The sequence below is a fragment of the Microbacterium sp. SW12 genome, from assembly GCF_055391095.1.
This window is the reverse complement of the sequence record NZ_AP024335.1, coordinates 1,507,947-1,533,040: the sequence shown is the minus strand read 5'-3', so window position 1 is coordinate 1,533,040 and position 25,094 is coordinate 1,507,947. Positions and strand designations below refer to the sequence as shown.

The window sequence follows — 25,094 nt, the reverse complement described above, 5'->3', positions numbered from 1 at the left end:
CCGCGCGGGCGGTGCAGTTCACCTGTGCAAAGGAAACCCGATGAAGACCGCTGAGATCGCGCAGCGCTACCTCGACTACTTCGAGAAGAACGATCACGTCATCGTCCCGAGTGCGTCGCTTGTCACCGACGACCCGTCGCTGCTGTTCACCGTCGCGGGCATGGTGCCGTTCATTCCGTACCTGACGGGCGTCGTTCCCGCACCGTATCCGCGCGCCGCTGACGTGCAGAAGTGCATTCGCACCAACGACATCGAAGAGGTCGGCAAGACCGCACGCCACGGCACGTTCTTCCAGATGCTCGGCAACTGGTCGTTCGGCGACTACTTCAAGGCAGGCGCCATCGAATATGCCTGGGAGTTGCTGACCTCGCCCGAGTCGGCCGGTGGTCTCGGCTTTGCCGAGCGGGACCTGTGGGTCACCGTGTACGAGGACGATGACGAAGCAGCCGGCCTCTGGAAGCGGATCGCAGGACTCCCTGAGGAGCGCATCCAGCGATTCGGCAAGGAAGACAACTATTGGTCGACCGGTCAGCCTGGCCCTGCGGGTCCCTGCTCGGAGATCTACTTCGACCGCGGACCGGCCTACGGTCCCGACGGGGGCCCGGCAGTCGATGACAGCCGTTTCACCGAGATCTGGAACCTCGTGTTCATGCAGTACGCGATCACGAACGTTCGGTCCAAGGTCGACTTCGATGTGGTGGGGGATCTCCCGCAGAAGAACATCGACACCGGCATGGGCCTGGAGCGCGTCGCGTTCATCAAACAGGGCGTCGACAACATGTACGAGACCGACCAGGTGCGTCCTGTGCTCGATCTCGCCGTCGCGCTGTCGGGCCGCACCTACGGTGCAGTCCACGAGGATGACGTGCGATTCCGCGTCGTCGCGGATCACGTGCGGTCTTCGCTGATGCTGCTCTCGGACGGTGTCCGCCCTTCGAACGAGGGCCGTGGTTATATCCTTCGCCGCCTCATGCGGCGCACGATCCGTGCGATGCGACTGCTCGGCGTCGACGCGCCGACGTTCCGCGAACTGTTCGCGGCGTCACGGGATGCCATGGCCCCCGCGTATCCGACTCTCGCCACCGAGTACGACCGGCTCGAGTCCGCAGCCGTCGCCGAGGAAGAGACGTTCCTGCGCACGCTTGCAGCGGGCTCGACGATTCTGGATCTCGCCGTAGCCGAGACCAAGAGCGCGGGTAAGGCCGAGATCCCGGGCTCCGAGGCTTTCCTGTTGCACGACACCTACGGCTTTCCGATCGACTTGACCCTCGAGATCGCCGAAGAGGCAGGCCTCTCGGTGGATCGGGCCGCTTTCGATTCGCTCATGCAGGAGCAGCGCCAGCGGGCGAAGGCCGACGCGAAGTCCCGCAAGCGCGCTATCGCCGATCATTCCGTGTACCGCGAGTTCCGCGCCCTCGGCGAGACGACGTTCACGGGATACACGGATCTTGAAACCGAGTCCCGCATCCTGGGCGTGCTCGTGGATGGGGTCTCGGTCGATCGCGCGACCACCGGTCAGGTAGCCGAGGTCATCGTCGCCGAGACCGCGCTGTACGCCGAGTCGGGCGGTCAGGTCGCCGACAAGGGCATCATCGTCGGTCCGGGCTATCAGCTCGACGTCATCGATGTGCAGAAGCCGGTACCGGGCCTGGTGAGTCACACCGTGGAGGTGACCAGCGGAGAAGTAGCTGTGGGCCTTGCCGCGACGACGATCGTGGATGCCGCCAATCGTCGTGCGGCAGCACAGGCGCACTCGGCGACACACCTCGTCCATGCCGCCCTCCGCGACACGCTCGGCTCGTCTGCCACGCAGTCGGGATCGCTGAACCGCGCGGGCTACCTGCGTTTCGACTTCGCGTGGACACAGGCCCTGTCGCCCGAGACCAAATCCGAGATCGAGGAGATCGCGAACAACGCCGTGCGGGACAACCTCCAGGTGACCACCCGCGTACTTGCCCTCGACGAAGCCAAAGAGCTCGGAGCAATGGCTTTGTTCGGAGAGAAGTACGGCGACACCGTGCGGATGGTCGACATCGGAGGTCCGTGGTCTCGTGAGCTGTGCGGTGGCACCCACGTCGCGACCAGCTCCGAGGTGGGCCTCATCAACCTGATCGGCGAGTCATCGGTCGGCGCTGCCAATCGCCGCGTCGAGGCGCTCGTCGGGGCGGACGCCTTCCGTGAGCTCGCTGCCGAACGGGCGATCGTCTCACAGCTGACCTCGTCGCTGAAGACTCCCCGGGATCAGCTGCCGGCGCGCATCGCTGAGCTGACCGCGAACCTCAAGGCAGCCGAGAAGAAGATCGCGTCGCTGCAGGCGAAGGCTCTGAGTGAGCAGGTTCCGGATCTCGTTGCCGGAGCTCGTCGTGTGGGTGCTCTGTCCGTGGTCGCTGCTAACCTCGGACGCGCGGGCTCGGCTGACGACGTACGTGCCGTCGCACTGAAGGTTCGTGAGCGACTCGGTTCCGACGCTGCGGTGGTGGCTCTCGGAGGCGAGGTCGACGACCGACCGGTCGTCATCGTTGCGACGACGGAAGCGGCTCGCTCGCTCGGGGTGAAGGCAGGTCCCCTCGCGAAAGCTGCGGCGACAACACTTGGCGGCGGTGGCGGGGGACGCGATGATCTTGCCCAGGGCGGTGGTAGCGACGTGAGCGCGCTGGCGCGGGCCCTTGATGATGTCGTGGCGGGGCTGCCCCGACCGTGAGCGGATTTCGCCGCGGCATCCGTCTCGCCGTCGACGTCGGCAAGGCCCGCGTGGGGGTCGCCCAGTGCGATCCGGACGGGATGCTCGCGACGCCGACTGAGACGGTTGCGCGCGGCGACGGCACGATCGGCCGCCTGATAGACCTCGTGCGCGAGGTCAGTCCGCTCGAAGTCATCGTGGGGCTACCGATCAATCTCCGCGGAGAGCGCACAGCCTCAACCGAGGATGCAGAGTCCTTCGCCCACGAGCTGAGAGAGCGAATCGGCGTTCCGATCCGGATGCTGGATGAGCGCCTCAGCACGGTCTCGGCGCACAGCGCACTACGCGCGTCCGGCAGAAACACCCGATCTTCTCGTACGATTGTGGATCAGGTTGCCGCCGTCGTGCTCTTGCAGCAGGCGTTGGACATCGAGAAGAGCACCGGCCGCCCACCGGGTGCGCTACTACCCCCCGCCGAGGAGCCCGCCTGACATGCCCGACGATTCGTCACCGTTCGACGATCCGTTCGCCGATCTTTTCGGGAAGCTCCCGGACGGCCGTTCGCGACCCACCGCAGGCGCAGCCTCATCGTCAGAACCGTCATCTTCCGCGAACACCGAAGGCGACCCCGCTGACACCGCGGCGGAAGACCACGCACAGGACCAGGGCAGCGGTCAGCCGACGTCGCCCTCGCAGGGCGAAAAGCCAGCATCGGTACCCGATTCCGAGGGATTACCCACGCAACCTCCGCCGTCGCGACGCGCAGCCCGCGAAGCGCGCGCCTCGGCCGCGAGCGGCAGCTCCGGGTCGGTTTCTCAGCTCCCCGCGCAGCCGAGGAGCGCGACCGGCTCTGGCTCGAATAGCGACGATGTGCCACCTGAGCTCTTCTGGGCCGCGGTCGCAGCTCCGCCAGCCTCAACCCAGACTCTCACCTCGACCTCGACATCCGTCCCTCGTGCGGATCGTTCCGCGCCGGCCTCGGCCGGCACCCTCGATGACCTCTTCACGGGAGAGCGCACCACGGATGACATCGGCATGACCCCTCCGCCCGCAGAACGCCGTCGCCGCCGTCGCGGTGGATGGATCGCCCTCATCATCGTGCTCGTGCTCTTCGGCGGTGCTGCGGCCGGTGGTTGGTGGGTGTGGTCGAACTACGAGGACAAGATCCGCGAGGTGTTGGGCTGGGAGGAGCCGCAGGAGTACGAGGAGGGGATGGCCACCGGTGAGGCGTTCCTCACGATCGTCTCGGGCGATACCGGCGCCTCGATCTCACCGAAGCTCTACGAGGCCGGGGTAACGAAGACGCCTGACGCGTTCTATGACTACCTCGTCGCCGAAGACTTGAATCCGCCGTTTGTACCCGGGGTGTTCCGTCTGCAGCAGCAGATGACCTCAGCTGCCGCACTCGAGGCGATTCTCGACCCGGCCAACAGGATGGAGAACACTGCGCAGCTACGCGAGGGACTCACGGTCGACCAGTCGATCCAGATCCTCTCGGAGAGCCTGGCGATTCCGCTTGAAGACTTCCAAGCCGCAGTGGCCGACCCCAGTGTCTTCGGCGTTCCCGTCAACGAGGCTGTCGTTGCCGCGGGCGGGCAGCCGCTGGAGGGCTGGCTCTTCCCGGCTACCTACACGTTCGACCCGGGCGTGACAGCGCAGCAGGTGATTCAGACCCTCGTCGACCGCGCGGTCCAGTCCTTGGATACCGCAGGCGTGCCTGTCGATGATCGGGAGCGCATCCTCACAATCGCCTCGATCATCCAGCGCGAAGCCCGTTTTGAAGCCGACTTCTACAAGGTCTCGCGCGTCATCCAGAACCGGCTCGATCAGGGCATGAAGCTGCAGATGGACTCGACTGCCCAGTACGGCTACGGCGAACTGCACGATGGGACCGTGAGTTCTTCTGGCGAGGCTCTGACCGACGACAATCCGTGGAACACCTACGTCATCGACGGGCTACCGGTTGGCCCCATCGCCAACCCCGGAGACCTCGCGATCGACGCGGCCATGCACCCCGAGGATGGCCCCTGGCTGTACTTCGTCACGGTGAACCTCAATACCGGTGAGACGGTCTTCACGACCAACTACGATGACCACCTCGCCGCCGTCGAGCAGTGGCGCCAGTGGTGCACGGATAACCCCGACGCCGGATGTTGAGGTGACGGATCGTCCTCCGCGTCTGGAGGTTTGGGGCGACCCGATCGAGCACAGCCGGTCGCCCCAGTTACACGCCGCCGCGTACCGCGTACTCGACCTGGACTGGTCCTACGGATGCCGCCGGGTCACGGCGGTGGGGTTCGCCACAGAACTGGCCTCGCTCGACGACACCTTTCGAGGCTTATCGGTCACCTACCCGCTGAAGGAAGCAGCTTTCGCGGCATCCGTGACCCGCGACGCGCGCGCGGAGCTCACGGGAGCAGTAAACACGCTGCTGTTGACCGGCGCTGGGCCCTCCGGCTTCAACACTGACGTCGGCGGAATAGTCAGTGCCCTCGCTGACTGCGGGATCGCCGAGCTGCGCCACGTCCGGATCGTCGGGGCAGGCGCCACAGCGACATCCGCGCTCGTGGCTGTCGCCGAGCTCGGTGCGGACCAGATCGAGGTTGCAGCGCGCCGGCCCGAAGCTGTCGCCGCGCTCAGCGAGATCGGCGAACGGCTGGGCCTGTCCGTTCACGGGGTCCCGCTCACGCGACCAGAGCCCGTACCGGTCGATCTGACGATTGCGGCACTGCCGGGCGGTGCGGTGGTGCCCGAGGCCGACGCCGACGCGCTTGCCTCCGGCGGCGGGCCGTTGTTCGACGTGGTCTATGGGCAGGGGATGACATCACTTCAGGCAGCCTGGTTGCGCGCCGGCCGTGACATCTATACGGGCGAAGCGATGCTGCTGCACCAGGCGGTACTGCAGGTGCGGATCTTCGTCGGAGGAGATCCAGCGGTTCCGCTTCGCGACGAGTCGGCTGTCGTCGGCGCGATGCGCGCGAGCCTCGTGGGAGACTAGACCAATGCTCCGCGTGCTCACGGCCGGCGAATCGCACGGCCCCGAACTGGTTGCCGTCATGGAGGGTCTTCCCTCCGGTGTGCCCGTTTCCCGTTCAGAGATCCAGGCCGACCTTGCTCGTCGCAAGCTGGGATACGGGCGCGGATCCCGCATGAAGTTCGAAGAAGACGAACTCACGATCTCCAGCGGCGTCGTGCACGGCCTGAGCCTGGGCAGCCCGATCGCGCTGCGTATCGCCAACACCGAGTGGCCCAAGTGGGTCGAGGTCATGAGCGCTGAGCCCGTCGAACTGACCGAGAGGTCGCGCGGTCGGGGAGCAGCACTGACCCGTCCTCGCCCCGGCCACGCCGACCTGGTCGGGATGCAGAAGTACGGCTTCGATGAGGCACGGCCCATCTTGGAGCGCGCAAGCGCCCGCGAGACTGCTGCTCGGGTCGCGCTCGGAGCCATCGCCCGCGCGTTCCTGGCAGAGCTCGGCATCCGTCTTGTCTCTCACACGGTGGGTATCGGCCCGGTCGAAGCTCCCCGGGACGCTCCGCTGCCCACGCCGGATGACGTGGAGGCACTGGATGCCGACCTGATGCGCTGCTTCGATCCGGAGACCTCAGCGCGGATGGTTGCCGAAGTCGATGACGCACGGAAAGCCGGCGACACCCTCGGCGGTGTCGTCGAGGTGCTCGCGTTCGGGCTCCCCCCGGGGCTCGGCAGCCACGTGCACTGGGATCGCCGGCTCGACGGCAAGCTAGCGCAAGCGCTCATGAGCATTCAGGCGATCAAGGGCGTCGAGGTCGGCGATGGATTCCTGACCACGCGGCGGCGGGGCTCGGAAGCCCACGACGAACTGTTCGCCACCGACGGCGGCATCGCCCGGGCCACCGATCGCGCCGGAGGCACCGAAGGCGGCATGTCTACCGGCACGGTGCTTCGGGTCCGGGCCGGCATGAAGCCGATTGCCACGGTTCCGCACGCGCTTCGGACTGTGGACGTCGCCTCCGGCGAGACCGCCAGCGCGCACCACCAGCGTTCGGACGTGTGCGCGGTCCCGGCAGCCGGCGTGGTCGCTGAAGCCATGACGGCCCTCGTGCTCGCTGATGTCGTGCTTGAGAAGTTCGGCGGCGACAGTGTCGCTGAGACACGACGCAACCTGCAGTCCTACCTCGACGCGATTCCTGGAACGCTGCGAACGAGCGCGGAAAGCGACGACTCGCTGCTGGATGCCGCGGTTCTCACCGGCGATGGCTCCCACTAGCCCGCTCGTTCTGGTCGGCCCCATGGGGGCGGGAAAGACGAGCATCGGCCGTCGCGTTGCCAAAGCGTTGGGCATCAGGTTCATCGACACGGATGCCGTGATCCAGCGCGAGCATGGGCCGATTGAGCAGATCTTCGAAACCCACGGCGAGTCGACGTTCCGTGCCTGGGAGCGTGAGGCAATCCAGAACGCCCTTGGGTGGGGCGGTGTTGTCGTGTCGCTCGGCGGCGGTGCAGTGTTGAATGCCGACACTCGTGCGGATCTGGCGACATGCGATGTCGTGATGCTCACTGTCGACCCTCGCGTCGTGGCGGGGCGGATTCAGGGAACCGCGCGCCCGCTCCTGACTGGTGAGGACCCCATGGAGCGGTGGCGGCGCATCTGGCAGGAGCGTCGTCCCCTGTATGAGAGCGTCGCCGACATCACGATCGACACCTCGACCGGCCCCCTGCAGCACGTTGTGGACGAGATCGTCGCTTGGGCACGCCCGCGTGCAGCGTCATCCGAACCATGCGACACCGCGAAGGAACAGTCATGACCCCTCCGACGACGATCGCCGTCACCGGCGACAACCCCTACGACATCACGATCGGGCGCGGCATCCTGGATTCGGTTGCGCAGGCCCTCCCGGCAGCCGCCCAGCGGGTACTCATCGTGCACCCGCCGACACTGTCAGCACAGGCCGAGGAACTCCGAGGACGCCTTCAAGGGGAGCGACAGGTGCTTCTCGCCGAGGTGCCCGACGCCGAGGCCGGCAAGCGCGTCGAGGTAGCCGCGTTCTGCTGGCAGGTGATGGGGCAGGCGAACTTCACTCGCACCGATGCCGTCGTCGGCTTCGGCGGGGGAGCGGTCACTGATCTCGCGGGCTTCGTCGCGGCGACCTGGCTGCGCGGGGTGGCCGTGGTCCAGATCCCGACGACGGTACTCGGCATGGTCGACGCGGCGGTCGGCGGAAAGACCGGCATCAACACGGCCGAAGGAAAGAACCTGGTGGGCGCCTTCTGGCCACCGACCGCCGTCGTCTGCGACCTCGACCTCCTCGAAACGCTCTCCCGCAACGAGACCGTCGCGGGATTCGCCGAAGTCGTGAAGGCCGGCTTCATCTGGCATCCGGAGATCCTCGAGCTGATCGAGCAGGACCCGGATGCCGCCACAGATCCGGCATCCGCATCGTTCCGACGGTGTATCGAGCTGGCGATCGGGATGAAGGCGCGAGTGGTCTCCGAGGACCTGCGCGAGGCCGGCCTTCGCGAGGTCCTCAACTACGGTCACACCCTCGGTCACGCCATCGAGCACACCGAGCGGTATCAGTGGCGCCACGGGGCCGCGATCTCGATCGGCATGGTGTTCGCCGCTGAACTCTCTCGGCTTGCCGGGCGCCTTTCCGACGATGCCGCCCAGCGACACCGCGACATCCTGACCTCGCTCGGTCTGCCCACCACCTATCGAGCGGGCGCATGGCAGCAGCTGCTCTCGACGATGCAACGCGACAAGAAGACGCGGGGGAGCATGTTGCGCTTCATCGTCCTCGACGACATCGCGCGTCCGACGGTGTTGCAGGCCCCCGACGAGTCGCTCCTTTTCGCGGCCTACCAAGAGGTCGCCCAATAGTGACAGGCGGGCACGGTCTCGCCTCGCGACACGAGGTGCGACGCGTTCGCCTGCACGAGTGGGCGGCAGTTCGCGAGCTGCGGATCCGCGCGACCGGCGATCCGGATGCCCCGCTCGCATTCCTCACGAGCCAGGCCGATGAGCTCGCCCGGGACGATTCCTTCTGGCGGGACAGGACCGCCGGCGGCGCCCTGGGCGAGAACGGCGCGCAGTTCGTCGCTGTCACTCGGGGTGACCGCTGGATCGGCACAGCCACAGTCCTGCTCCGCGCCGTCGGCGAAACCGACCACCTCGGCCGTGTCCTCAGCTACCCGCGTGCTGATATCGTCGGCGTCTACATCGACCCCGCCCACCGCGGGCAGGGGGTTCTCTCAGATCTCGTCGACGCGGTGTCGGTGTGGGTCGGAGCGCGCGGGCACAAGGCTCTGACGCTGGATGTGCACCGCGACAACGTGAGGGCGCAGCGAGCCTATGCGCGGCTCGGGTTCGCCCGCACGGGCGTCGGTTTCGTGAGCGCGATCGGGCCGGAGATCGAGATGCAGCGGGCAATAGAGTTGCCACTGTGACGTCTCCTCCTCGCCGGCTGCTGTTGCTCAATGGACCGAACCTCAATCTTCTGGGCACACGAGAACCCGACGTCTATGGGCACGAGACGCTCGAGGATGTCGAAGCACTCGTCTCGCGCACCGCTGCGGCATCCGGTTTCGACGTACGTGCACTGCAGTCCAACCACGAGGGTGTCCTCATCGATGCCGTCCACGCAGCGCGAGCGGATTGCGCCGGAATCGTGATCAACCCCGGCGGGCTGACGCACACGTCGGTATCCCTGCGTGATGCGCTGTCGGGCGTCGCGCTGCCGGTCGCCGAGGTCCACATCTCGGACGTGTACGCACGCGAGGAATTCCGTCACTATTCGTACATCCGCGACATCGCCGCCGTCCACGTGGTGGGCGAAGGTGTGACCGGCTACGCACGTGCGACCGATCTGCTGATCGACATCATCGCCGGCCACGCCGACGGCTGACGGACGAATAATGAGTAGACTCATTTCTGAGGCTACTCATTATGACCGCAGAACAAGGCCGCCGAGAACGCAGCAAGCTCCAGAAGCGTGCGCGCATCTTCACCGCCGCACGTACCCTATTTGCGGAGCACGGTTACGCCGAGGTGACGACCCAGCAGATAGCCGAACATGCTGACGTCGCCGCGGGAACTGTCTTTCGGTACGCGGCGACGAAGGCGGAGTTGCTGCTGATGGTGTTCAACGCGGACTTTCGAGCCTGCGTCGAGCGCGGTCTGGCCGAGGCCGCCGGCGTCTGGCCCCCGACGGCCGCGATCTGGACTGCGCTGGCGCCCACGCTTGCGGCGGCTGCCGCTCGCCCTGCCGACACTGCTGCGTATCAGCGCGAGCTCATGTTCGGCGGGGAGGCGGATCCGCATCGCGCCGAGGGACTCGCCATCGTCGCCGACCTCGAGGGGGAATCGCCCGTCTGCTCGCGGGGGAGACCCCTCCCGATGACGCGTATAGCGCTGCGCGCGCCGTGTTCGCCTGCGCGCATGTCGTTCTTGTGCGCGCGAGCACCGGCGGTGACCTCCTCGCCGCGCAGCTGCAGATACAGATCGAGCAGATCGTCGCCGGCTGGGACCGGCGCACCATCCGCGCAGCCGATGTGCCGCGCACAGCCGAGCGGGCGATCCCCGCTGGAGAGAAGGAATCATGACCGACATCACCACTGTCGCCGTCCTGGGCACAGGCGTCCTCGGTTCGCAGATCGCGTTCCAGACCGCGTACAGCGGATTCGCCGTGACCGCTTATGACATCAGCGATGACGCGCTAGCCGCGGCACGGGAACGCTTCGCCCACCTCGCCGCCACGTACCGCGCCGAGGTTCCCGGTGCTGCCGAGGACGGTAAAGCCGACCTCGCGCTGATGCGTCTGACGCTCTCCACCGACCTTGACGCCGCAGCCCAAGCCGACCTCGTCATCGAGGCCGTACCCGAGGTACTGGACCTCAAGCGTGACGTGTACACCAGGCTCGGCGAGCTGGCGCCGGCGAAAACGATCTTCGCGACCAACTCGTCGACACTGCTGCCCTCCGACATGGTCGAGTTCACCGGACGGCCGGATCGCTTCCTTGCGCTGCACTTCGCGAACAGAGTGTGGAAATTCAATACGGCCGAGGTGATGGGCACGACGCAGACCGATCCCGCCGTCTTCGCCACCGTCGAGGAATTCGCCACCGAGATCGGCATGGTGCCCATCGCGATTCACAAGGAGAAGGCCGGCTACGTTCTCAACACTCTTCTCGTCCCGCTGCTGAACGCAGGTATGGGCCTCGCCGCCGGCGGCTACGCCTCGGTCGAGGACATCGACAAGACGTGGCGCATCGCGACCGGTGCACCCCTGGGACCGCTGCAGATTCTCGATGTGATCGGACTCACCACGCCGTACAACATCTTGACGCACAGCTCGACGGGAGACGAGAAGCTCGCCACATGGCTGAAAGAGACCTACATCGATCAAGGCAAGCTCGGCGTTGCCACCGGCGAGGGCTTCTACAAGTACGCGTGAACCGGATGCGGCAGGTATGCGGTCCGGCATTTCGCCGGCCGCGTACCGCTGCCTCCTCCATGGGCGACGGTGCGTGCCGGCCGATCCCGTAGAATCGTGCGTCGGACCTGCCTCGACGAGTTCAGTGTCCCTCGGAAACCCAAGAACGGAACCTCCTCCCATGGCATCCACCGCAGACATCAAGAACGGCGTCGTCCTCAACATCGATGGACAGCTCTGGAGCGTCGTGGAGTTCCAGCACGTCAAGCCGGGCAAGGGCGGCGCATTCGTGCGCACCAAGCTCAAGAACGTCCTGACCGGCAAGGTCGTCGACAAGACCTTCAACGCCGGCGCCAAGATCGAGATCGAGAACGTCGACCGCCGCGACTACACCTACCTGTACAACGACGGCGACAGCTTCGTGTTCATGGACCAGACCGACTACGACCAGATCAACGTGCCCGCCGCCACCGTCGGCGACGCGGCGAACTTCATGCTCGAGAACCAGCAGGTCACCATCGCGATGAACAACGGCACCGCGCTCTACCTCGACCTGCCGGCATCCGTTGTGCTCGAGATCACCTACACCGAGCCGGGTCTGCAGGGCGACCGCTCGTCGGCCGGCACAAAGCCTGCAACCGTCGAGACGGGCTACGAGATCCAGGTCCCGCTGTTCCTCGAGACCGGCACGAAGGTCAAGGTCGACACCCGGACGGGTGACTACCTCGGCCGCGTCAACTGACGCGACAGCACCGATGAGTGCACGTTCGAAGGCGCGCAAGCGTGCGCTGGACATCCTGTTCCAAGCTGACGTCCGCGGTGAGGATGTCGCGCTGACACTTGCCGCAGAAGCCCGTCGCGCCGCGTCCGAACCGGCGCGCGAGGCGTCGTGGCTGTACGCCCGTGAAATCGTCGACGGTGTGATCGACAATGCGCCGGCGATCGACGAGGCGATCACGGCCGCCGCGAAGGGCTGGACGCTTGTCCGAATGCCGGCCGTCGACCGCGCGTTGTTGCGCATCGGCACGTGGGAGATCGTCTACAACGACGGCGTTCCCGCCGCCGTCGCGATCGATGAGGCGGTGGAACTCGCGAAGGAGTTCTCGACCGACGACTCCGGCGCGTTCGTGCACGGTGTGCTCGGTCGTGTGGCGCGCGGGGGCGAGACTGCCACGGGAAAGCTCGACTGACCCGCCGCATTTGCACGGCGTGATCCCACTGCCGACGCGCAGGAGCCGCCTACACTCGTCTCGGGAGAGGAGCGTCCATGCGCATCACCGGACTCGGACATGCCGGCATGTTCATCGAGACCACGGGAGGTTCGATCCTGTGCGACCCGGTCATCGGGCCGTCGTTCTTCGGATCCTGGTTCCCGTTCCCTGACAACCGGGGGTTGGATTGGGAGCGTTTCGGCGCCGCTGACTTCCTCTACATCTCTCACCGGCATCGCGATCATTTCGATCCCCGGATGCTGCACCGGTACGTCCGCCGCGACATCCCCGTGCTGTTGCCGGAGTATCCGACAGATGACCTCGAACGCGACCTGATCGACCTCGGCTACACGAACATCGTCCGCACGGAAGCCGGCGTCCCGGTGACGTTCGGTGAGATGACGCTCATGATCACGCCGCTGCGCGCCCCCTCCGACGGCCCGATCGGGGACTCGTCGCTGTCGGTGGACGACGGCACCGCCAGCATCCTGAACCAGAACGACTCGCATCCGCTGGACCTCGAGAAGCTGCTCGCCTTCGGTCGCCCGGACGCGTACTTCACCCAAGTCTCCGGAGCCATCTGGTGGCCCATGGTCTACGACCTGCCGCAGGATTCGAAGCAACACTTCGCGCAGCTCAAGCGCGACGCGCAGAACAAGCGCGCGATGTACTACATCGACAAGGTCGACGCCGGGCATGTCTTCCCGATGGCGGGACCGCCGATGTTCTTGCGCGAAGAGTTGTTCCGCTACAACGGCACCGGGCTTGAGAACGATTCGATCTTCACCGATCAGGCAGAGTTCCTCGAGCACCTGCGCGCGGAGCGGCCTGACAAGGCGGGTCACCTCTTCATCCCCGGAACCCAAGTCGACATCGTGGGCTCCGACGTGACGATCACCCAGACGCTGTACACCGATGCCGAGATCGAGCGCATCTTCCACGACAAGTGGACCTACCTCGCCGAGCAGCGCGACAGTCGGCAGGACGAGGTCCGCGCCGAGGAGTCGCGGCGTGCGACAGTACTCCCGCCGCAGGAAATGCTCGCGGCGATCAAGGAATGGTGGGAGCCGCTCCTGCGGCGGGCCCGGACGATCCGCGATGGCGTCGGTGGCAACGTCCGGTTCCGCATCGGCGAACTCGATATGGTCGTCGACTTCCCCAAGGCGAAGGTTCGCGAGTACGCGGGGGAGGAGTGCATCTACTGGTACACGATTCCGGCTGACCTCGTCTCGACCAATATCGCCGACCACGAGATCGACTGGTCCAACTCGATCTTCCTCTCGATGCAGTTCTCGGTCGGTCGCAGCGGCAAATTCAACGAGTTTCTCACCACGTTCCTCAAGTGTCTGTCGCGTGACCGCATCGAGTACGTCGAGAACTGGTACGCGGAGCAGTCAGATCAGACCGAGGATGTGCAGCTCGAGGACTGGGTCGTGCAGCGCCGTTGCCCGCACCTCCGGGCCGACCTCACCAAGACCGGCAAGATCGAGGACGGCGTACTGACCTGTTCCCTGCACGACTGGAAGTGGGATCTTGCCAGCGGCAAGTGTCTCACCACGACGGGGCATCCCATCCGGTCACAGCGGATCATCGAGACGGCTGACGCGCCTGCGATTCCCTGACGAGCGCTTCCGGTAGGCTCGGACTACAGCAACCTTTAACACCGTCCTGTGAGGCGGAGAAGGGAGCGACGATGAGCACCCGCGCAGTCATGCAGGATGCCGACATCTCACGCGCTCTGACGAGAATCTCTCACGAGATCATCGAATCCAATCGCGGTGCCGGCGAGCTCGTCCTCCTCGGCATCCCGACCCGCGGCGTGCCGCTGGCAGAGCGCATCGCTGCGCTGATCAGCGGCTTCACCGGCCAAGCGGTGCCCGTCGGCTCACTCGACGTCACGATGTACCGCGACGACCTGCACCGCAATCCGACGCGGACGCCCCACCCCACACGCATCCCGGACTCGGGCATCGACGGGAAGACCGTCGTGCTCGTCGACGACGTGCTCTTTTCGGGGCGGAGCATCCGCGCAGCGCTCGATGCCCTGCAAGACATCGGCAGGCCAGCAGCAGTGCGCCTCGCGATCCTCGTGGACCGCGGACACCGCGAGCTGCCGATCCGGCCGGACTTCGTGGGCAAAAACCTGCCGAGCTCCAGATCGGAGCACGTGGCGGTCCGCCTTCGCGAGATCGACGGCGAGGACGAGGTGAGCATCCGATCATGAGACACCTGCTCGACACAGCGACCCTCAGCCGGGCCGACGCGCTTCGTATCCTCGACACCGCCGAAGACATGTCGGACACGCAACGCCGAGAGGTCAAGAAGCTGCCGACCCTGCGCGGCAAGACCGTCGTGAACCTCTTCTTCGAGGACTCGACTCGCACTCGCATCTCCTTCGAGGCGGCTGCCAAGCGCCTGTCAGCCGATGTCATCAACTTCGCAGCCAAGGGCTCGTCGGTCTCGAAAGGCGAGTCCCTGCAGGACACCGCACAGACGCTCCAAGCGATGGGCGCGGATGCCGTCGTCATCCGCCACGGAGCATCCGGCGCGCCGCACACCCTCGCCACGAGCGGCTGGATCAGTGCGGGCGTCGTGAACGCCGGCGACGGAACCCACGAGCATCCCACGCAGGCGCTGCTCGACGCGTTTACGATGCGCAAGCGTCTCTACGGCGATGACAGTCGTGGCCGGGATCTCGCCGGCACCCGGGTCGCGATCGTGGGCGATGTGCTCCATTCCCGCGTGGCGCGCTCGAACATGTGGCTGCTGCACACGCTGGGAGCGCACGTTACCCTCGTCGCTCCGCCGACGCTCGTGCCGCAGGATGTATCGGCCTGGCCCGCTCACGTCATCTACGACCTCGACGAAGCTATAGCAGCAGCTCCCGACGTGCTGATGCTGCTGCGCATCCAGCTGGAGCGCATGAACGCAGCGCATTTCCCGAGCGAGCGGGAGTACGCGAGGCGCTGGGGCTTTGACGCACGGCGGCTCGCGGCCCTCGGCGCCGATAGCATTGTGATGCACCCGGGCCCCATGAATCGTGGGCTCGAAATCTCCGCCGAAGCCGCCGACTCGGCTCAATCGACAGTCCTGGAACAGGTAGCCAACGGCGTGTCGGTCAGGATGGCGGTGCTCTACCTGCTGCTGGCGGGTTCGACGACAACCACAGCGACGACAACGACAGGGGAGGAACGAGCATGACCGAGGTCCTCCTGGTTCGCGGCGCCGAGCTCGTGGACGGCACCCGCACAGATCTGCTCGTGCAAGACGGCATGATCGTCGAGACAGGCTCCGCGCTGGACAAGCCCGGCGCGCGCGTGATCGACGCGTCGGGCCTCATCGCACTTCCCGGACTGGTCGACCTTCACGTGCACTTCCGCGAGCCGGGCTTCGAGGCATCCGAAACGATCTTCACCGGTTCGCGCGCAGCAGCTGCCGGAGGCTTCACCACGGTCTTCACGATGCCCAACACGTCCCCGGTTGCCGACACCGCCGGAGTTGTCGAACAGGAGCTGGCACTCGGCGAGGCCGCCGGCTACGTCACCGTCCAGCCCATCGGGGCCGTCACCGTCGGCCAGAAGGGAGAGCGGCTCGCGGAGCTCGGCGCCATGGCTACCTCCCGGGCCCGGGTCCGTGTGTTCAGCGACGACGGGTTCTGCGTCTGGGATCCCGTGATCATGAGGCGCGCCCTCGAGTACGTCAAGGCATTCGGCGGCGTCATCGCCCAGCACGCGCAAGACCCGCGCTTGACCGAAGGCGCGCAGATGAACGAGGGTGTGGTCTCGGCCGAACTCGGCCTGGCGGGATGGCCGGCTGTCGCCGAGGAGGCCATCATCGCCCGGGACGTGCTGCTGGCAGAGCACGTCGGGTCGCGCCTGCACGTCTGTCACCTCTCGACGGCGGGGTCTGTCGACATCATCCGCTGGGCCAAGAAACGCGGAATCGATGTCACTGCCGAGGTGACCCCGCACCACCTGCTGCTCACCGAGGATCGCGTTCGCGGCTATGACGCGCGGTTCAAGGTCAACCCGCCCCTTCGCACCGCCGAGGATGTCGAAGCCGTGCGCGAAGGCCTTGCCGACGGAACGATCGACATCGTGGCAACCGACCATGCGCCGCACCCGAGCGAGACAAAGGCGTGTGAATGGCAGGCGGCATCCCACGGGATGGTCGGTCTGGAAAGCGCCCTCCGTGTCGTGCACAGGACGATGGTCGACACCGGTCGGATGACGTGGACGGATGTCGCGCGCGCGATGTCGGCAGCGCCGGCGCGGATCGGGAGCCTCAGCGGGCACGGCACTCCCGTGGCGGCGGGCAACCCGGCATCGTTCACGCTCTACGACCCGGCGCCGAAAACCACCTTCTCGGTCGATGATCTTCGCGGGCGCAGCCGTAACTCGCCCTACCTCGGCGAAGAACTGCCTGGCGAGATCCGCTGGACGATCAACCGGGGCACCGTGACCGTGGCTGACGGAGCTCTTCTCGAGACGCCGGGGGTGGTGTCATGACCCGCGAGGCCGCCGTCCTCGTGATGGTCGCGGTGGCCGTGGTGCTGCTGGGACTCGCCGCCTGGGGCTGGGTGCGACGTGCCCGTCGCGATCGGACCCCCCTCATCCAGCCAGCCGAGCTGAACGCTGCGGACGTACCCCGCGAGACGATAGACGCGCTCTACGTCGCGACCACGGTCCACGATGCTCCGCTGGAACGGATCGCTGCCCCGGGCCTCGGTTTCCGATCACCGGTGACTGTCACCGTGACGGATGCCGCTGTCGCGCTGGACCTGACCAACCAGCCGCGAATCACCATCCCGGCTGACAGGATCACCGCCGTCACACAGGCCACCCTCACGATCGATCGTGTCGTCGAGAAGGACGGCCTCGTGCGTCTGAGCTGGCTCGCCGACACCGGCGTGGTCGTCGACACCTACCTTCGCCCCCGCGACACCTCGGCCAGACAGCTGGCCGACGCCCTCGCGCCGCTCGCCGATGCCACCGACCCCTCCACCGCAACCGGAGATTCCGAATGAGCTTGTTCACCACCGATCCCGCCGTGCTCGTCCTCGAGGACGGAACCCGATTCCGTGGGCGCGCCTATGGGGCGCGCGGCGTGACTCTGGGCGAGGTCGTCTTCGCGACCGGCATGACCGGCTACCAGGAGACCCTCACAGACCCGTCCTACGCGGGTCAGATCGTGCTGCAGACCGCGCCCCACATCGGCAATACGGGAATGAACGACGAGGACCCCGAGTCGCGCCGGATCTGGGTCGCCGGCTACATCGTCCGCGATCCCTCGCGCGTCGTGTCGAACTGGCGAGCCGATGAATCCCTCGACGAAGCACTCGAACGCGACGGCATCGTGGGGATCAGCGGAATCGATACCCGCGCGGTTACCCGTCACATCCGGTCGGTCGGGTCGATGCGCGGTGGCGTCTTCTCCGGAGACGCTGCATCCCTGGACGCCGAGGAACAGCTACGCCTGGTGCGGGAAGCGCCGCTGATGGCCGGCCAGAACCTCTCGGCATCCGTCTCGGTGACGGCCGCGGAGATCACCCCGGCGACGGGGGAGAGGCTCGGGTCTCTCGCGGTCATCGACCTCGGTATCAAGAAGGCGACGATCGAGAACCTCGCCGCCCGTGGGTTCGACGTCCACGTGCTGCCGCAGGATGCCACGATCGACGACATCCGCGCGATCGACCCGGTCGGGGTCTTCTATTCGAACGGCCCGGGTGACCCATCGGCCTCTGCGGATCACGTCTCGCTCCTGCGATCCGTGCTCGATGATCGGGTTCCGTTCTTCGGCATCTGCTTCGGCAACCAGCTGCTCGGCCGCGCCCTCGGCCTCGACACCTACAAACTGCCGTTCGGTCATCGGGGCATCAACCAGCCGGTCCTGGACAAGCAGACCGGCCGCGTCGAGATCACCGCCCACAACCACGGCTTCGCCGTCGACGCACCCTTGGATGAACCGTTCGACAGTCCCCAGGGTTACGGGCGCGTCGAGGTGAGCCACATCGGGCTCAACGACCGGGTCGTCGAGGGCCTTCGCGCCCTGGACATCCCGGCCTTCTCGGTCCAGTACCACCCCGAGGCCGCCGCCGGCCCACACGACGCCAACTACCTGTTCGACCGGTTCGCCGAGCTTGTTCGCGCGAACCTCAGCACGAAAGAAGCGAATGCCTAAGCGCGACGACATCCGCTCCGTCCTGGTCATCGGCTCCGGCCCGATCGTCATCGGCCAGGCCTGCGAGTTCGACTACTCCGGTACCCAAGCCTGCCGCGTACTCCGCGCCGAAGGCGTGCGGGTGATCCTGGTCAATTCCAACCCCGCCACGATCATGACCGACCCCGACTTCGCCGACGCGACCTACATCGAACCGATCACCCCCGAAGTCATCGAGACGATCATCGCGAAGGAGAAGCCCGACGCGATTCTGCCGACGCTCGGCGGTCAGACGGCACTCAACGCCGCCATGGCGCTGCACGACCGCGGCATCCTCGAGAAGTACGACGTCGAGCTCATCGGCGCGAAGGTGGACGCGATCCGCAAGGGTGAGGACCGCCAGGTCTTCAAGGAGCTCGTGATCGAAGCCGGCGCGGATGTCGCTGCCAGCCGCATCTGTCACACGATGGATGAAGTGCTCGCGGGTGCCGAGGAGCTCGGCTATCCGCTCGTCGTTCGGCCGTCGTTCACGATGGGGGGACTGGGGTCGGGCTTCGCGTACACCGAGGCAGACCTGCGCCGCATCGCCGGTGCCGGCCTGCACGACTCGCCGACCCACGAAGTGCTGCTCGAGGAGTCGATCCTGGGTTGGAAGGAGTACGAGCTCGAACTGATGCGCGACACCGCCGACAACACGGTGGTCGTGTGCTCGATCGAGAACGTCGACCCCGTCGGCGTCCACACCGGCGACTCGATCACCGTTGCGCCGGCGCTGACCCTCACCGACCGCGAGTACCAGCGGCTGCGCGATATCGGCATCGACATCATCCGTGCGGTCGGCGTCGACACCGGGGGCTGCAACATCCAGTTCGCCGTCGATCCCGCCAGCGGACGAATCATCGTCATCGAGATGAACCCCCGCGTGTCGCGCTCGTCGGCGCTGGCGTCGAAGGCCACCGGCTTCCCGATCGCGAAGATCGCCGCCAAGCTCGCCATCGGCTACCGGCTCGATGAGATCCCCAACGACATCACCAAGGTCACTCCGGCAAGCTTCGAGCCGACGCTCGACTACGTCGTCGTGAAGGTGCCGCGCTTCAACTTCGAGAAGTTCCCGGCCGCCGACACCACGCTCACGACAACCATGAAGTCCGTCGGCGAGGCCATGGCGATCGGCCGTAACTACGCGACGGCCTTGCAGAAGGCCCTTCGATCGCTCGAGAAGCGCGGCTCGAGCTTTCACTGGGGCCCAGAAGAACGCAGCGTCCAGGAGCTGCTCGAGATCGCTCGGACACCCACCGACGGTCGTATCGTCGTCCTCCAGCAGGCCCTCCGCAAGGGCGCGACCGTTGAGCAGGCGTTCGAGGCGACAGCGATGGACCCCTGGTTCCTCGATCAGATCGTGCTCATCAACGAGGTCGCGGCATTCATCGCCGGAGCGGGGGAGTTGGATGCCGAAACACTGCGGATCGCCAAGGAGCACGGCTTCAGCGACGCGCAGATCGCTGAGTTGCGGGGGATCACCGAAACCGAAGCGCGCGGCATCCGCCACGGTCTCGATATCCGGCCCGTATACAAGACGGTCGACACCTGCGCCGGCGAGTTCCCCGCGCTCACCCCGTACCACTACTCCAGCTATGACGCTGAGACCGAGGTCACGCCGTCGGAGCGCACCAAGGTCGTGATCATCGGCTCGGGACCGAACCGTATCGGTCAGGGCGTCGAGTTCGACTACTCGTGCGTGCACGCCTCGTTCGCCCTCAGCGACGCGGGCTTCGAGACGATCATGGTCAACTGCAACCCCGAGACGGTGTCGACCGACTACGACACCTCCGACCGGCTCTACTTCGAACCGCTCACGCTCGAAGACGTTCTGGAGGTGCTGCACGCCGAGGCGCGCTCGGGCACGATCCTCGGCGTCATCTGCCAGCTCGGCGGGCAGACCCCGCTGGGGCTGGCCAAGGGCATCGAGGCAGCCGGCTATACGATCCTCGGCACGAGCCCAGCCGCGATCGACCTTGCAGAGGAGCGGAGCCTGTTCAGCGGCATCCTGGCTGATGCGGGTCTCGTCGCACCGCGCCACGGCACCGCCGTCGACGTCGAGGGCGCGGTTGCCGTCGCCGAAGACATCGGGTATCCCGTGCTCGTTCGTCCGAGCTTCGTTCTCGGAGGACGCGGCATGGAGATCGTGTACGACACCGCCAGCTTGCGCGACTACTTCGTGCGCATCGCCGACCAGGCCATCATCGGCCCCGGGATGCCGCTCCTGGTCGATCGGTTCCTCGACGATGCCATCGAGATCGACGTCGACGCGCTCTACGACGGCCACCAGCTCTACATCGGTGGCGTGATGGAACACCTCGAGGAGGCCGGTATCCACTCCGGCGACTCCAGCTGCACCCTGCCACCGGTCTCGCTAGGACGCACCGAGATCGATCGCGTTCGCGAAGCGACCCTCGCCATCGCGTCCGGTGTCGGCGTCCGGGGCCTCCTCAACGTCCAGTTCGCGATCAGTGCCGGTGTGCTCTACGTCATCGAGGCGAACCCCCGCGCAAGCCGCACCGTTCCCTTCGTATCGAAGGCCCTGGGCATCCCGCTCGCGAAGGCGGCCAGCCGCATCATGGCAGGCACGTCGATCGCCGATCTCATCGCCGAGGGGCTGCTGCCGGCATCCGATGGCTCTCGTGTGCCGCTGGACGCCCCGGTCGCCGTCAAGGAAGCCGTGCTGCCCTTCAAGCGCTTCCGCACCAAGGACGGTCAGATCGTCGACTCTGTCCTCGGGCCCGAGATGCGCTCTACCGGCGAGGTCATGGGCATCGACCGCGACTTTCCGACGGCTTTCGCGAAGAGCCAGGCCGCTGCATACGGCGGACTGCCGCTGTCGGGAACCGTCTTCATCTCGGTGTCGGATGCCGACAAGCGCGCGGTGATCCTCCCCGCCCACCGGCTGCAGGAGCTCGGATTCGAGCTGCTCGCCACCGAGGGCACCGCCGAGATCCTCGCCCGCAACGGGATCGCCGTCGAAGTCGTGAACAAGTACTCCGCGACGCAAGCCTCGGGTGAGACCAACGTCGTGGATCTCATCAACGAGGGACGCATCGACATCGTGGTCAACACCCCAAGCGGCGGGATGGCCCGGGCCGATGGATACGAGATCCGTGCCGCCGCTGTGGCCGGCGACAAGGCTCTGTTCACGACCATGGCGGTCCTCGGCGCCGCGGTGAGTGCCTTCCCGGTGCTTCGCGAAGGCTTCGAGGTCAAGAGCCTGCAGGACTACGCGATCGAGAGGGCTGAGCGCGCGTGAGGTCGTTCGGCGCTCGACTGTGGGACTCGCTAGGCCAGTTCGGTCCGCTGTGTGTGGGTATCGACCCGCATGCGAGCCTGTTGGAGTCGTGGGGGTTGGATGCCACCGCTGACGGAGCGCGCCGGTTCGGGCTCCGTGTGGTGGAGGCGTGCGCGGGTCGCGTGGGTGTCGTGAAGCCCCAGGTCGCGTTCTTCGAGCGCTACGGCTCGGCGGGATTCGCGGCCCTGGAGGACATCTTGGCAGCGGCCCGGAGCGCTGGGTTGATCGTGATCGCCGATGCCAAGCGCGGAGACATCGGCACGACGATGGACGGTTATGCCGCCGCGTGGCTCGAGCCCGGATCTCCGCTCGAGGCTGACGCCGTGACGCTGAGCCCGTACCTGGGTCCCGACTCGCTCTACGCCACCATCACGACGGCGATCCGCCGAGAGAAGGGCGTATTCGTTCTCGCTGCGACCAGCAATCCCGAGGGCCTTCCGGTACAGACCGCTCTCACCCGAGATGACTCGGCTCCCGGCGACGAGAGCGTCGCGGCCCGGGTGGCGCGCGAGATCGGTTCCCTCAACATCGGCCTACCCGGCGCACTCGGTTCGGCGGGGCTGGTCGTCGGAGCAACCGTCGACCGTGCAGCCTTCGGACTCCGCGACGTCATCCTCGCCGGAACGCCCATCCTGGCTCCCGGCTTCGGTGCGCAGGGGGCGCAGCCCGCCGATCTGACGCGGCTGTTCGGGTATGTGGCAACCAACGTCGTCGCGTCCGAGAGCCGAAGCATCCTCGCTGTCGGACCGGACCGCCTGGAGACGCGCATCGAGGAGCGTGCGGCCCTGTATCCGCGAACCAGCCATGACTGAGCGCCCCGCCCCTCCCGACGTCGACCGCGTCGCAGCATCGCAGCGTGCCGTCGCCGCGCGACGGGAGCGTGCCTCGCTGAAGCAGGATGTCGCCACTCGTGTGATCAGCCCCCAGGAGTTGCTCAGCCGAGCGCTTGCGGCTCCGCATTCACCGGCCGGCGCCATGCGTGTCACCGAGTTCCTCACCGCGATCCCCGCAATCGGCGTCGGAAAGCGGGACAGAATTCTCGAGCGTCTTCAGATCTCCCCGGTGAAGCGGCTCGGCGGGCTTGGCCGCCGACAGCAGCAGGCCCTGCGCGCGTTCCTCGATGACCGTGTACCCGAGCCGCGCCCACGCGCTGACCGGTCGGCGCTGGTCGTGCTCGCGGGGCCGACAGCTGTCGGCAAGGGAACGGTGGCTCAGTACATCCGCGCTCATCACCCCGAAATCCACCTGTCAGTCTCGGCGACCACTCGCCCGCCCCGCCCTGGCGAACGCGACGGCGAGCACTACTACTTCGTCGACGATGCCGAGTTCGATCGGCTCATCGCCGATGGCGAGCTTCTCGAGTGGGCTACCGTGCACAACGCGTACCGTTACGGCACCCCGCGCGCACCGATCCGCGCAGCTCTCGATCGCGGTCAAGCAGTTCTGCTCGAGATCGATCTGCAGGGCGCGCGACAGGTTCGCGCGGCCCAGCCCGACGCGACGCTGGTGTTCCTCCTTCCGCCCAGCTGGGACGAACTGGTCAACCGACTGGTCGGTCGAGGCACGGAGGACGCGGAGGAACGTTCGCGACGCCTGCGCACGGCACGGGTGGAATTGGCGGCCCAAGACGAGTTCGATTACCGCGTCGTGAACGGCGACGTCGCCGTTGCGGCGCGCGAGGTCGTAGAATTGATGAATGCGCCCGCGCGCTGAGCGCGACAGCGGCGCCACAGACCTCTCACCGACATCCGTCGCCAGCGAAGGGATTCCGCCATGGCCGGGAACAACCAGGGCATCATCGAGCCCCCCATCGACAGCCTTCTCGAGAAGGTCGACTCGAAGTACCAGCTCGTGATCTACGCAGCCAAGCGCGCGCGTCAGATCAATGACTACTACTCCGACCTGCACGAGGGGAACCTCTTCGACAACGTGGGACCGCTGGTCGACTCGACCGTCGAGGACAAGCCCCTGACCATCGCGCTCCACGAGATCAACGAAGACAAGCTTCGCCTCCGTCCGATCGACTGACGATCACCTCTTTGCGCGTCGGTGTCGTACGCCGTCGCGATACTGATCGACGTCCACCACTGACGGGAGCTCCATGACCGCGTTGCGTCTGTTCACGTCCGAATCGGTCACGGAAGGTCACCCCGACAAGATCTGCGACCAGATCTCCGACAGCATCCTCGACGCGATCCTCAGCGAGGATCCGAGCGGACGCGTCGCGGTCGAGACCCTCGTCACCACCGGACTCGTGCATGTCGCGGGTGAGGTGAGCACTTCCGCGTACGTCGAGATTCCCGCGATCGTTCGCGACGTCGTCAACCGCATCGGATACACCTCGAGCGAGACCGGCTTCGACGGCGACTCGTGCGGCGTGAGCATTTCGATCGGGGCGCAGTCCTCAGACATCGCCTCGGGGGTGAACAAGGCCTTCGAGCAGCGTGAACGCGGATCGTCCGACCCCCGCGACGAGCAGGGCGCGGGCGACCAGGGCATCATGTTCGGCTATGCGACGACCGAGACGCCGCAGCTGATGCCGATGGCCGCATGGACGGCGCACCGCATGGCTGAACGCCTCGCCGATTCCCGGCGCTCGGGTGCGCTGCCGTTCCTTCGTCCCGATGGCAAGACGCAGGTCACCCTCGGGTTCGAAGGCGCCGTCCCGCGCACCGTCGAGTCCGTGGTGCTCTCGACCCAGCACCATCCCGACATCTCGCAAGAGGACCTGCGCGCCCAGATACAGGAGGTCGTCATCGATCCGGTTCTGGAGAGCACCGGACTCGATCTCTCGGGCGTCACCTACTACATCAACCCGGCGGGCCCGTTCGTCATCGGCGGCCCGAAGGGGGATGCTGGCCTGACCGGCCGGAAGATCATCATCGACACCTATGGCGGCGCCTCGCGTCACGGCGGCGGAGCGTTCAGCGGCAAGGACCCCTCGAAGGTCGACCGCTCTGCTGCCTACGCCATGCGGTGGGTAGCGAAGAACGCGGTGGCCGCAGGACTCGCTGATCGGCTCGAAGTGCAGGTCGCCTACGCCATTGGCAAGGCAGCTCCGGTCGGCCTGTACGTCGAGACGTTCGGGACCGGCCACGTGGCCGATGAGATCATCACGACGGCGATTCTGGACGTCTTCGACCTGCGCCCGAAGGCGATCATCGACCAGCTCGATCTGCTCCGCCCGATCTATGCGCAGACCGCGGCCTACGGGCACTTCGGCCGGGAGCTTGCGGACTTCACCTGGGAGCGCACGGACCGCGTCGACGACCTGCGCTCAGCCGCCGGTCTCTGA

General features: G+C 66.5%; 24 protein-coding genes and 1 pseudogene. All 25 read left to right on the top strand.

Annotated features, from left to right (window positions below):
• Positions 1 to 40: 40 nt before the first annotated feature.
• Complete coding sequence (gene alaS / locus MICSW_RS07725) at positions 41 to 2,701, top strand: alanine--tRNA ligase (RefSeq protein ID WP_228178754.1); 2,661 nt, start codon at positions 41 to 43, stop codon at positions 2,699 to 2,701.
• Positions 2,698 to 3,171: a Holliday junction resolvase RuvX gene (gene ruvX, locus MICSW_RS07720; protein ID WP_228178752.1), complete on the top strand. Its 474-nt coding sequence runs from the start codon at positions 2,698 to 2,700 to the stop codon at positions 3,169 to 3,171. The genes alaS and ruvX overlap by 4 nt, the downstream gene beginning before the upstream one ends.
• A 379-nt stretch (positions 3,172 to 3,550) precedes the next feature.
• Positions 3,551 to 4,837, top strand: a complete 1,287-nt coding sequence (mltG, locus tag MICSW_RS07715) for an endolytic transglycosylase MltG (protein WP_228178751.1) — start codon at positions 3,551 to 3,553, stop codon at positions 4,835 to 4,837.
• A 1-nt stretch (position 4,838) separates the two neighbouring features.
• On the top strand, positions 4,839 to 5,678 hold the full coding sequence (locus MICSW_RS07710) for a shikimate dehydrogenase family protein (RefSeq protein WP_228178750.1): 840 nt from the start codon (positions 4,839 to 4,841) through the stop codon (positions 5,676 to 5,678).
• Positions 5,679 to 5,682: 4 nt separating this feature from the next.
• On the top strand, positions 5,683 to 6,927 hold the full coding sequence (aroC, locus tag MICSW_RS07705) for a chorismate synthase (protein WP_228178748.1): 1,245 nt from the start codon (positions 5,683 to 5,685) through the stop codon (positions 6,925 to 6,927).
• Complete coding sequence (locus MICSW_RS07700) at positions 6,914 to 7,465, top strand: shikimate kinase (RefSeq protein WP_228178747.1); 552 nt, start codon at positions 6,914 to 6,916, stop codon at positions 7,463 to 7,465. Before aroC ends, MICSW_RS07700 begins: the two co-directional genes overlap by 14 nt.
• Positions 7,462 to 8,538, top strand: coding sequence for a 3-dehydroquinate synthase (gene aroB / locus MICSW_RS07695; protein WP_347424368.1), 1,077 nt, complete (start codon positions 7,462 to 7,464; stop codon positions 8,536 to 8,538). Before MICSW_RS07700 ends, aroB begins: the two co-directional genes overlap by 4 nt.
• Positions 8,539 to 8,573: 35 nt before the next feature.
• The gene (locus MICSW_RS07690; RefSeq protein ID WP_292726661.1) at positions 8,574 to 9,104 is read left to right on the top strand and encodes a GNAT family N-acetyltransferase; all 531 of its coding nucleotides are present in this window, start codon (positions 8,574 to 8,576) and stop codon (positions 9,102 to 9,104) included.
• Complete coding sequence (locus tag MICSW_RS07685; RefSeq protein ID WP_292726659.1) at positions 9,101 to 9,562, top strand: type II 3-dehydroquinate dehydratase; 462 nt, start codon at positions 9,101 to 9,103, stop codon at positions 9,560 to 9,562. Before MICSW_RS07690 ends, MICSW_RS07685 begins: the two co-directional genes overlap by 4 nt.
• Positions 9,563 to 9,603: 41 nt before the next feature.
• Positions 9,604 to 9,732 (top strand): annotated as a pseudogene (locus MICSW_RS07680) (TetR family transcriptional regulator); the annotation flags it as partial.
• Between the two features lie 374 nt (positions 9,733 to 10,106).
• Positions 10,107 to 10,259: a hypothetical protein gene (locus tag MICSW_RS07675; protein WP_464498496.1), complete on the top strand. Its 153-nt coding sequence runs from the start codon at positions 10,107 to 10,109 to the stop codon at positions 10,257 to 10,259.
• Positions 10,256 to 11,110 carry a 3-hydroxyacyl-CoA dehydrogenase gene (locus MICSW_RS07670; RefSeq protein WP_228178739.1) on the top strand — a complete coding sequence of 285 codons (855 nt, stop codon included), beginning with the start codon at positions 10,256 to 10,258 and terminating at the stop codon, positions 11,108 to 11,110. The genes MICSW_RS07675 and MICSW_RS07670 overlap by 4 nt, the downstream gene beginning before the upstream one ends.
• Before the next feature lie 160 nt (positions 11,111 to 11,270).
• Positions 11,271 to 11,831, top strand: coding sequence for an elongation factor P (gene efp, locus MICSW_RS07665; RefSeq protein WP_228178738.1), 561 nt, complete (start codon positions 11,271 to 11,273; stop codon positions 11,829 to 11,831).
• Positions 11,832 to 11,844: 13 nt separating this feature from the next.
• Complete coding sequence (nusB, locus tag MICSW_RS07660; protein WP_228178737.1) at positions 11,845 to 12,279, top strand: transcription antitermination factor NusB; 435 nt, start codon at positions 11,845 to 11,847, stop codon at positions 12,277 to 12,279.
• Between the two features lie 77 nt (positions 12,280 to 12,356).
• Positions 12,357 to 13,922 carry a Rieske 2Fe-2S domain-containing protein gene (locus tag MICSW_RS07655; RefSeq protein ID WP_228178736.1) on the top strand — a complete coding sequence of 522 codons (1,566 nt, stop codon included), beginning with the start codon at positions 12,357 to 12,359 and terminating at the stop codon, positions 13,920 to 13,922.
• A gap of 71 nt (positions 13,923 to 13,993) precedes the next feature.
• Positions 13,994 to 14,524, top strand: a complete 531-nt coding sequence (pyrR, locus tag MICSW_RS07650; RefSeq protein ID WP_228178734.1) for a bifunctional pyr operon transcriptional regulator/uracil phosphoribosyltransferase PyrR — start codon at positions 13,994 to 13,996, stop codon at positions 14,522 to 14,524.
• Positions 14,521 to 15,501, top strand: a complete 981-nt coding sequence (locus tag MICSW_RS07645) for an aspartate carbamoyltransferase catalytic subunit (protein WP_228178733.1) — start codon at positions 14,521 to 14,523, stop codon at positions 15,499 to 15,501. Before pyrR ends, MICSW_RS07645 begins: the two co-directional genes overlap by 4 nt.
• Positions 15,498 to 16,808, top strand: a complete 1,311-nt coding sequence (locus MICSW_RS07640) for a dihydroorotase (RefSeq protein WP_228178732.1) — start codon at positions 15,498 to 15,500, stop codon at positions 16,806 to 16,808. The genes MICSW_RS07645 and MICSW_RS07640 overlap by 4 nt, the downstream gene beginning before the upstream one ends.
• On the top strand, positions 16,805 to 17,326 hold the full coding sequence (locus tag MICSW_RS07635; RefSeq protein WP_228178730.1) for a PH-like domain-containing protein: 522 nt from the start codon (positions 16,805 to 16,807) through the stop codon (positions 17,324 to 17,326). Before MICSW_RS07640 ends, MICSW_RS07635 begins: the two co-directional genes overlap by 4 nt.
• Positions 17,323 to 18,480: a glutamine-hydrolyzing carbamoyl-phosphate synthase small subunit gene (gene carA, locus MICSW_RS07630; RefSeq protein WP_228178728.1), complete on the top strand. Its 1,158-nt coding sequence runs from the start codon at positions 17,323 to 17,325 to the stop codon at positions 18,478 to 18,480. Before MICSW_RS07635 ends, carA begins: the two co-directional genes overlap by 4 nt.
• Positions 18,473 to 21,760, top strand: a complete 3,288-nt coding sequence (gene carB / locus MICSW_RS07625; RefSeq protein ID WP_464494997.1) for a carbamoyl-phosphate synthase large subunit — start codon at positions 18,473 to 18,475, stop codon at positions 21,758 to 21,760. The genes carA and carB overlap by 8 nt, the downstream gene beginning before the upstream one ends.
• On the top strand, positions 21,757 to 22,611 hold the full coding sequence (pyrF, locus tag MICSW_RS07620; protein ID WP_228178725.1) for an orotidine-5'-phosphate decarboxylase: 855 nt from the start codon (positions 21,757 to 21,759) through the stop codon (positions 22,609 to 22,611). Before carB ends, pyrF begins: the two co-directional genes overlap by 4 nt.
• Complete coding sequence (gmk, locus tag MICSW_RS07615; protein WP_228178723.1) at positions 22,604 to 23,512, top strand: guanylate kinase; 909 nt, start codon at positions 22,604 to 22,606, stop codon at positions 23,510 to 23,512. Before pyrF ends, gmk begins: the two co-directional genes overlap by 8 nt.
• A gap of 60 nt (positions 23,513 to 23,572) precedes the next feature.
• Positions 23,573 to 23,827 (top strand): DNA-directed RNA polymerase subunit omega, encoded by a 255-nt coding sequence (gene rpoZ / locus MICSW_RS07610; protein WP_267189766.1) that lies wholly within the window; start codon positions 23,573 to 23,575, stop codon positions 23,825 to 23,827.
• 73 nt (positions 23,828 to 23,900) lie between these two features.
• On the top strand, positions 23,901 to 25,094 hold the full coding sequence (metK, locus tag MICSW_RS07605) for a methionine adenosyltransferase (protein ID WP_228178722.1): 1,194 nt from the start codon (positions 23,901 to 23,903) through the stop codon (positions 25,092 to 25,094).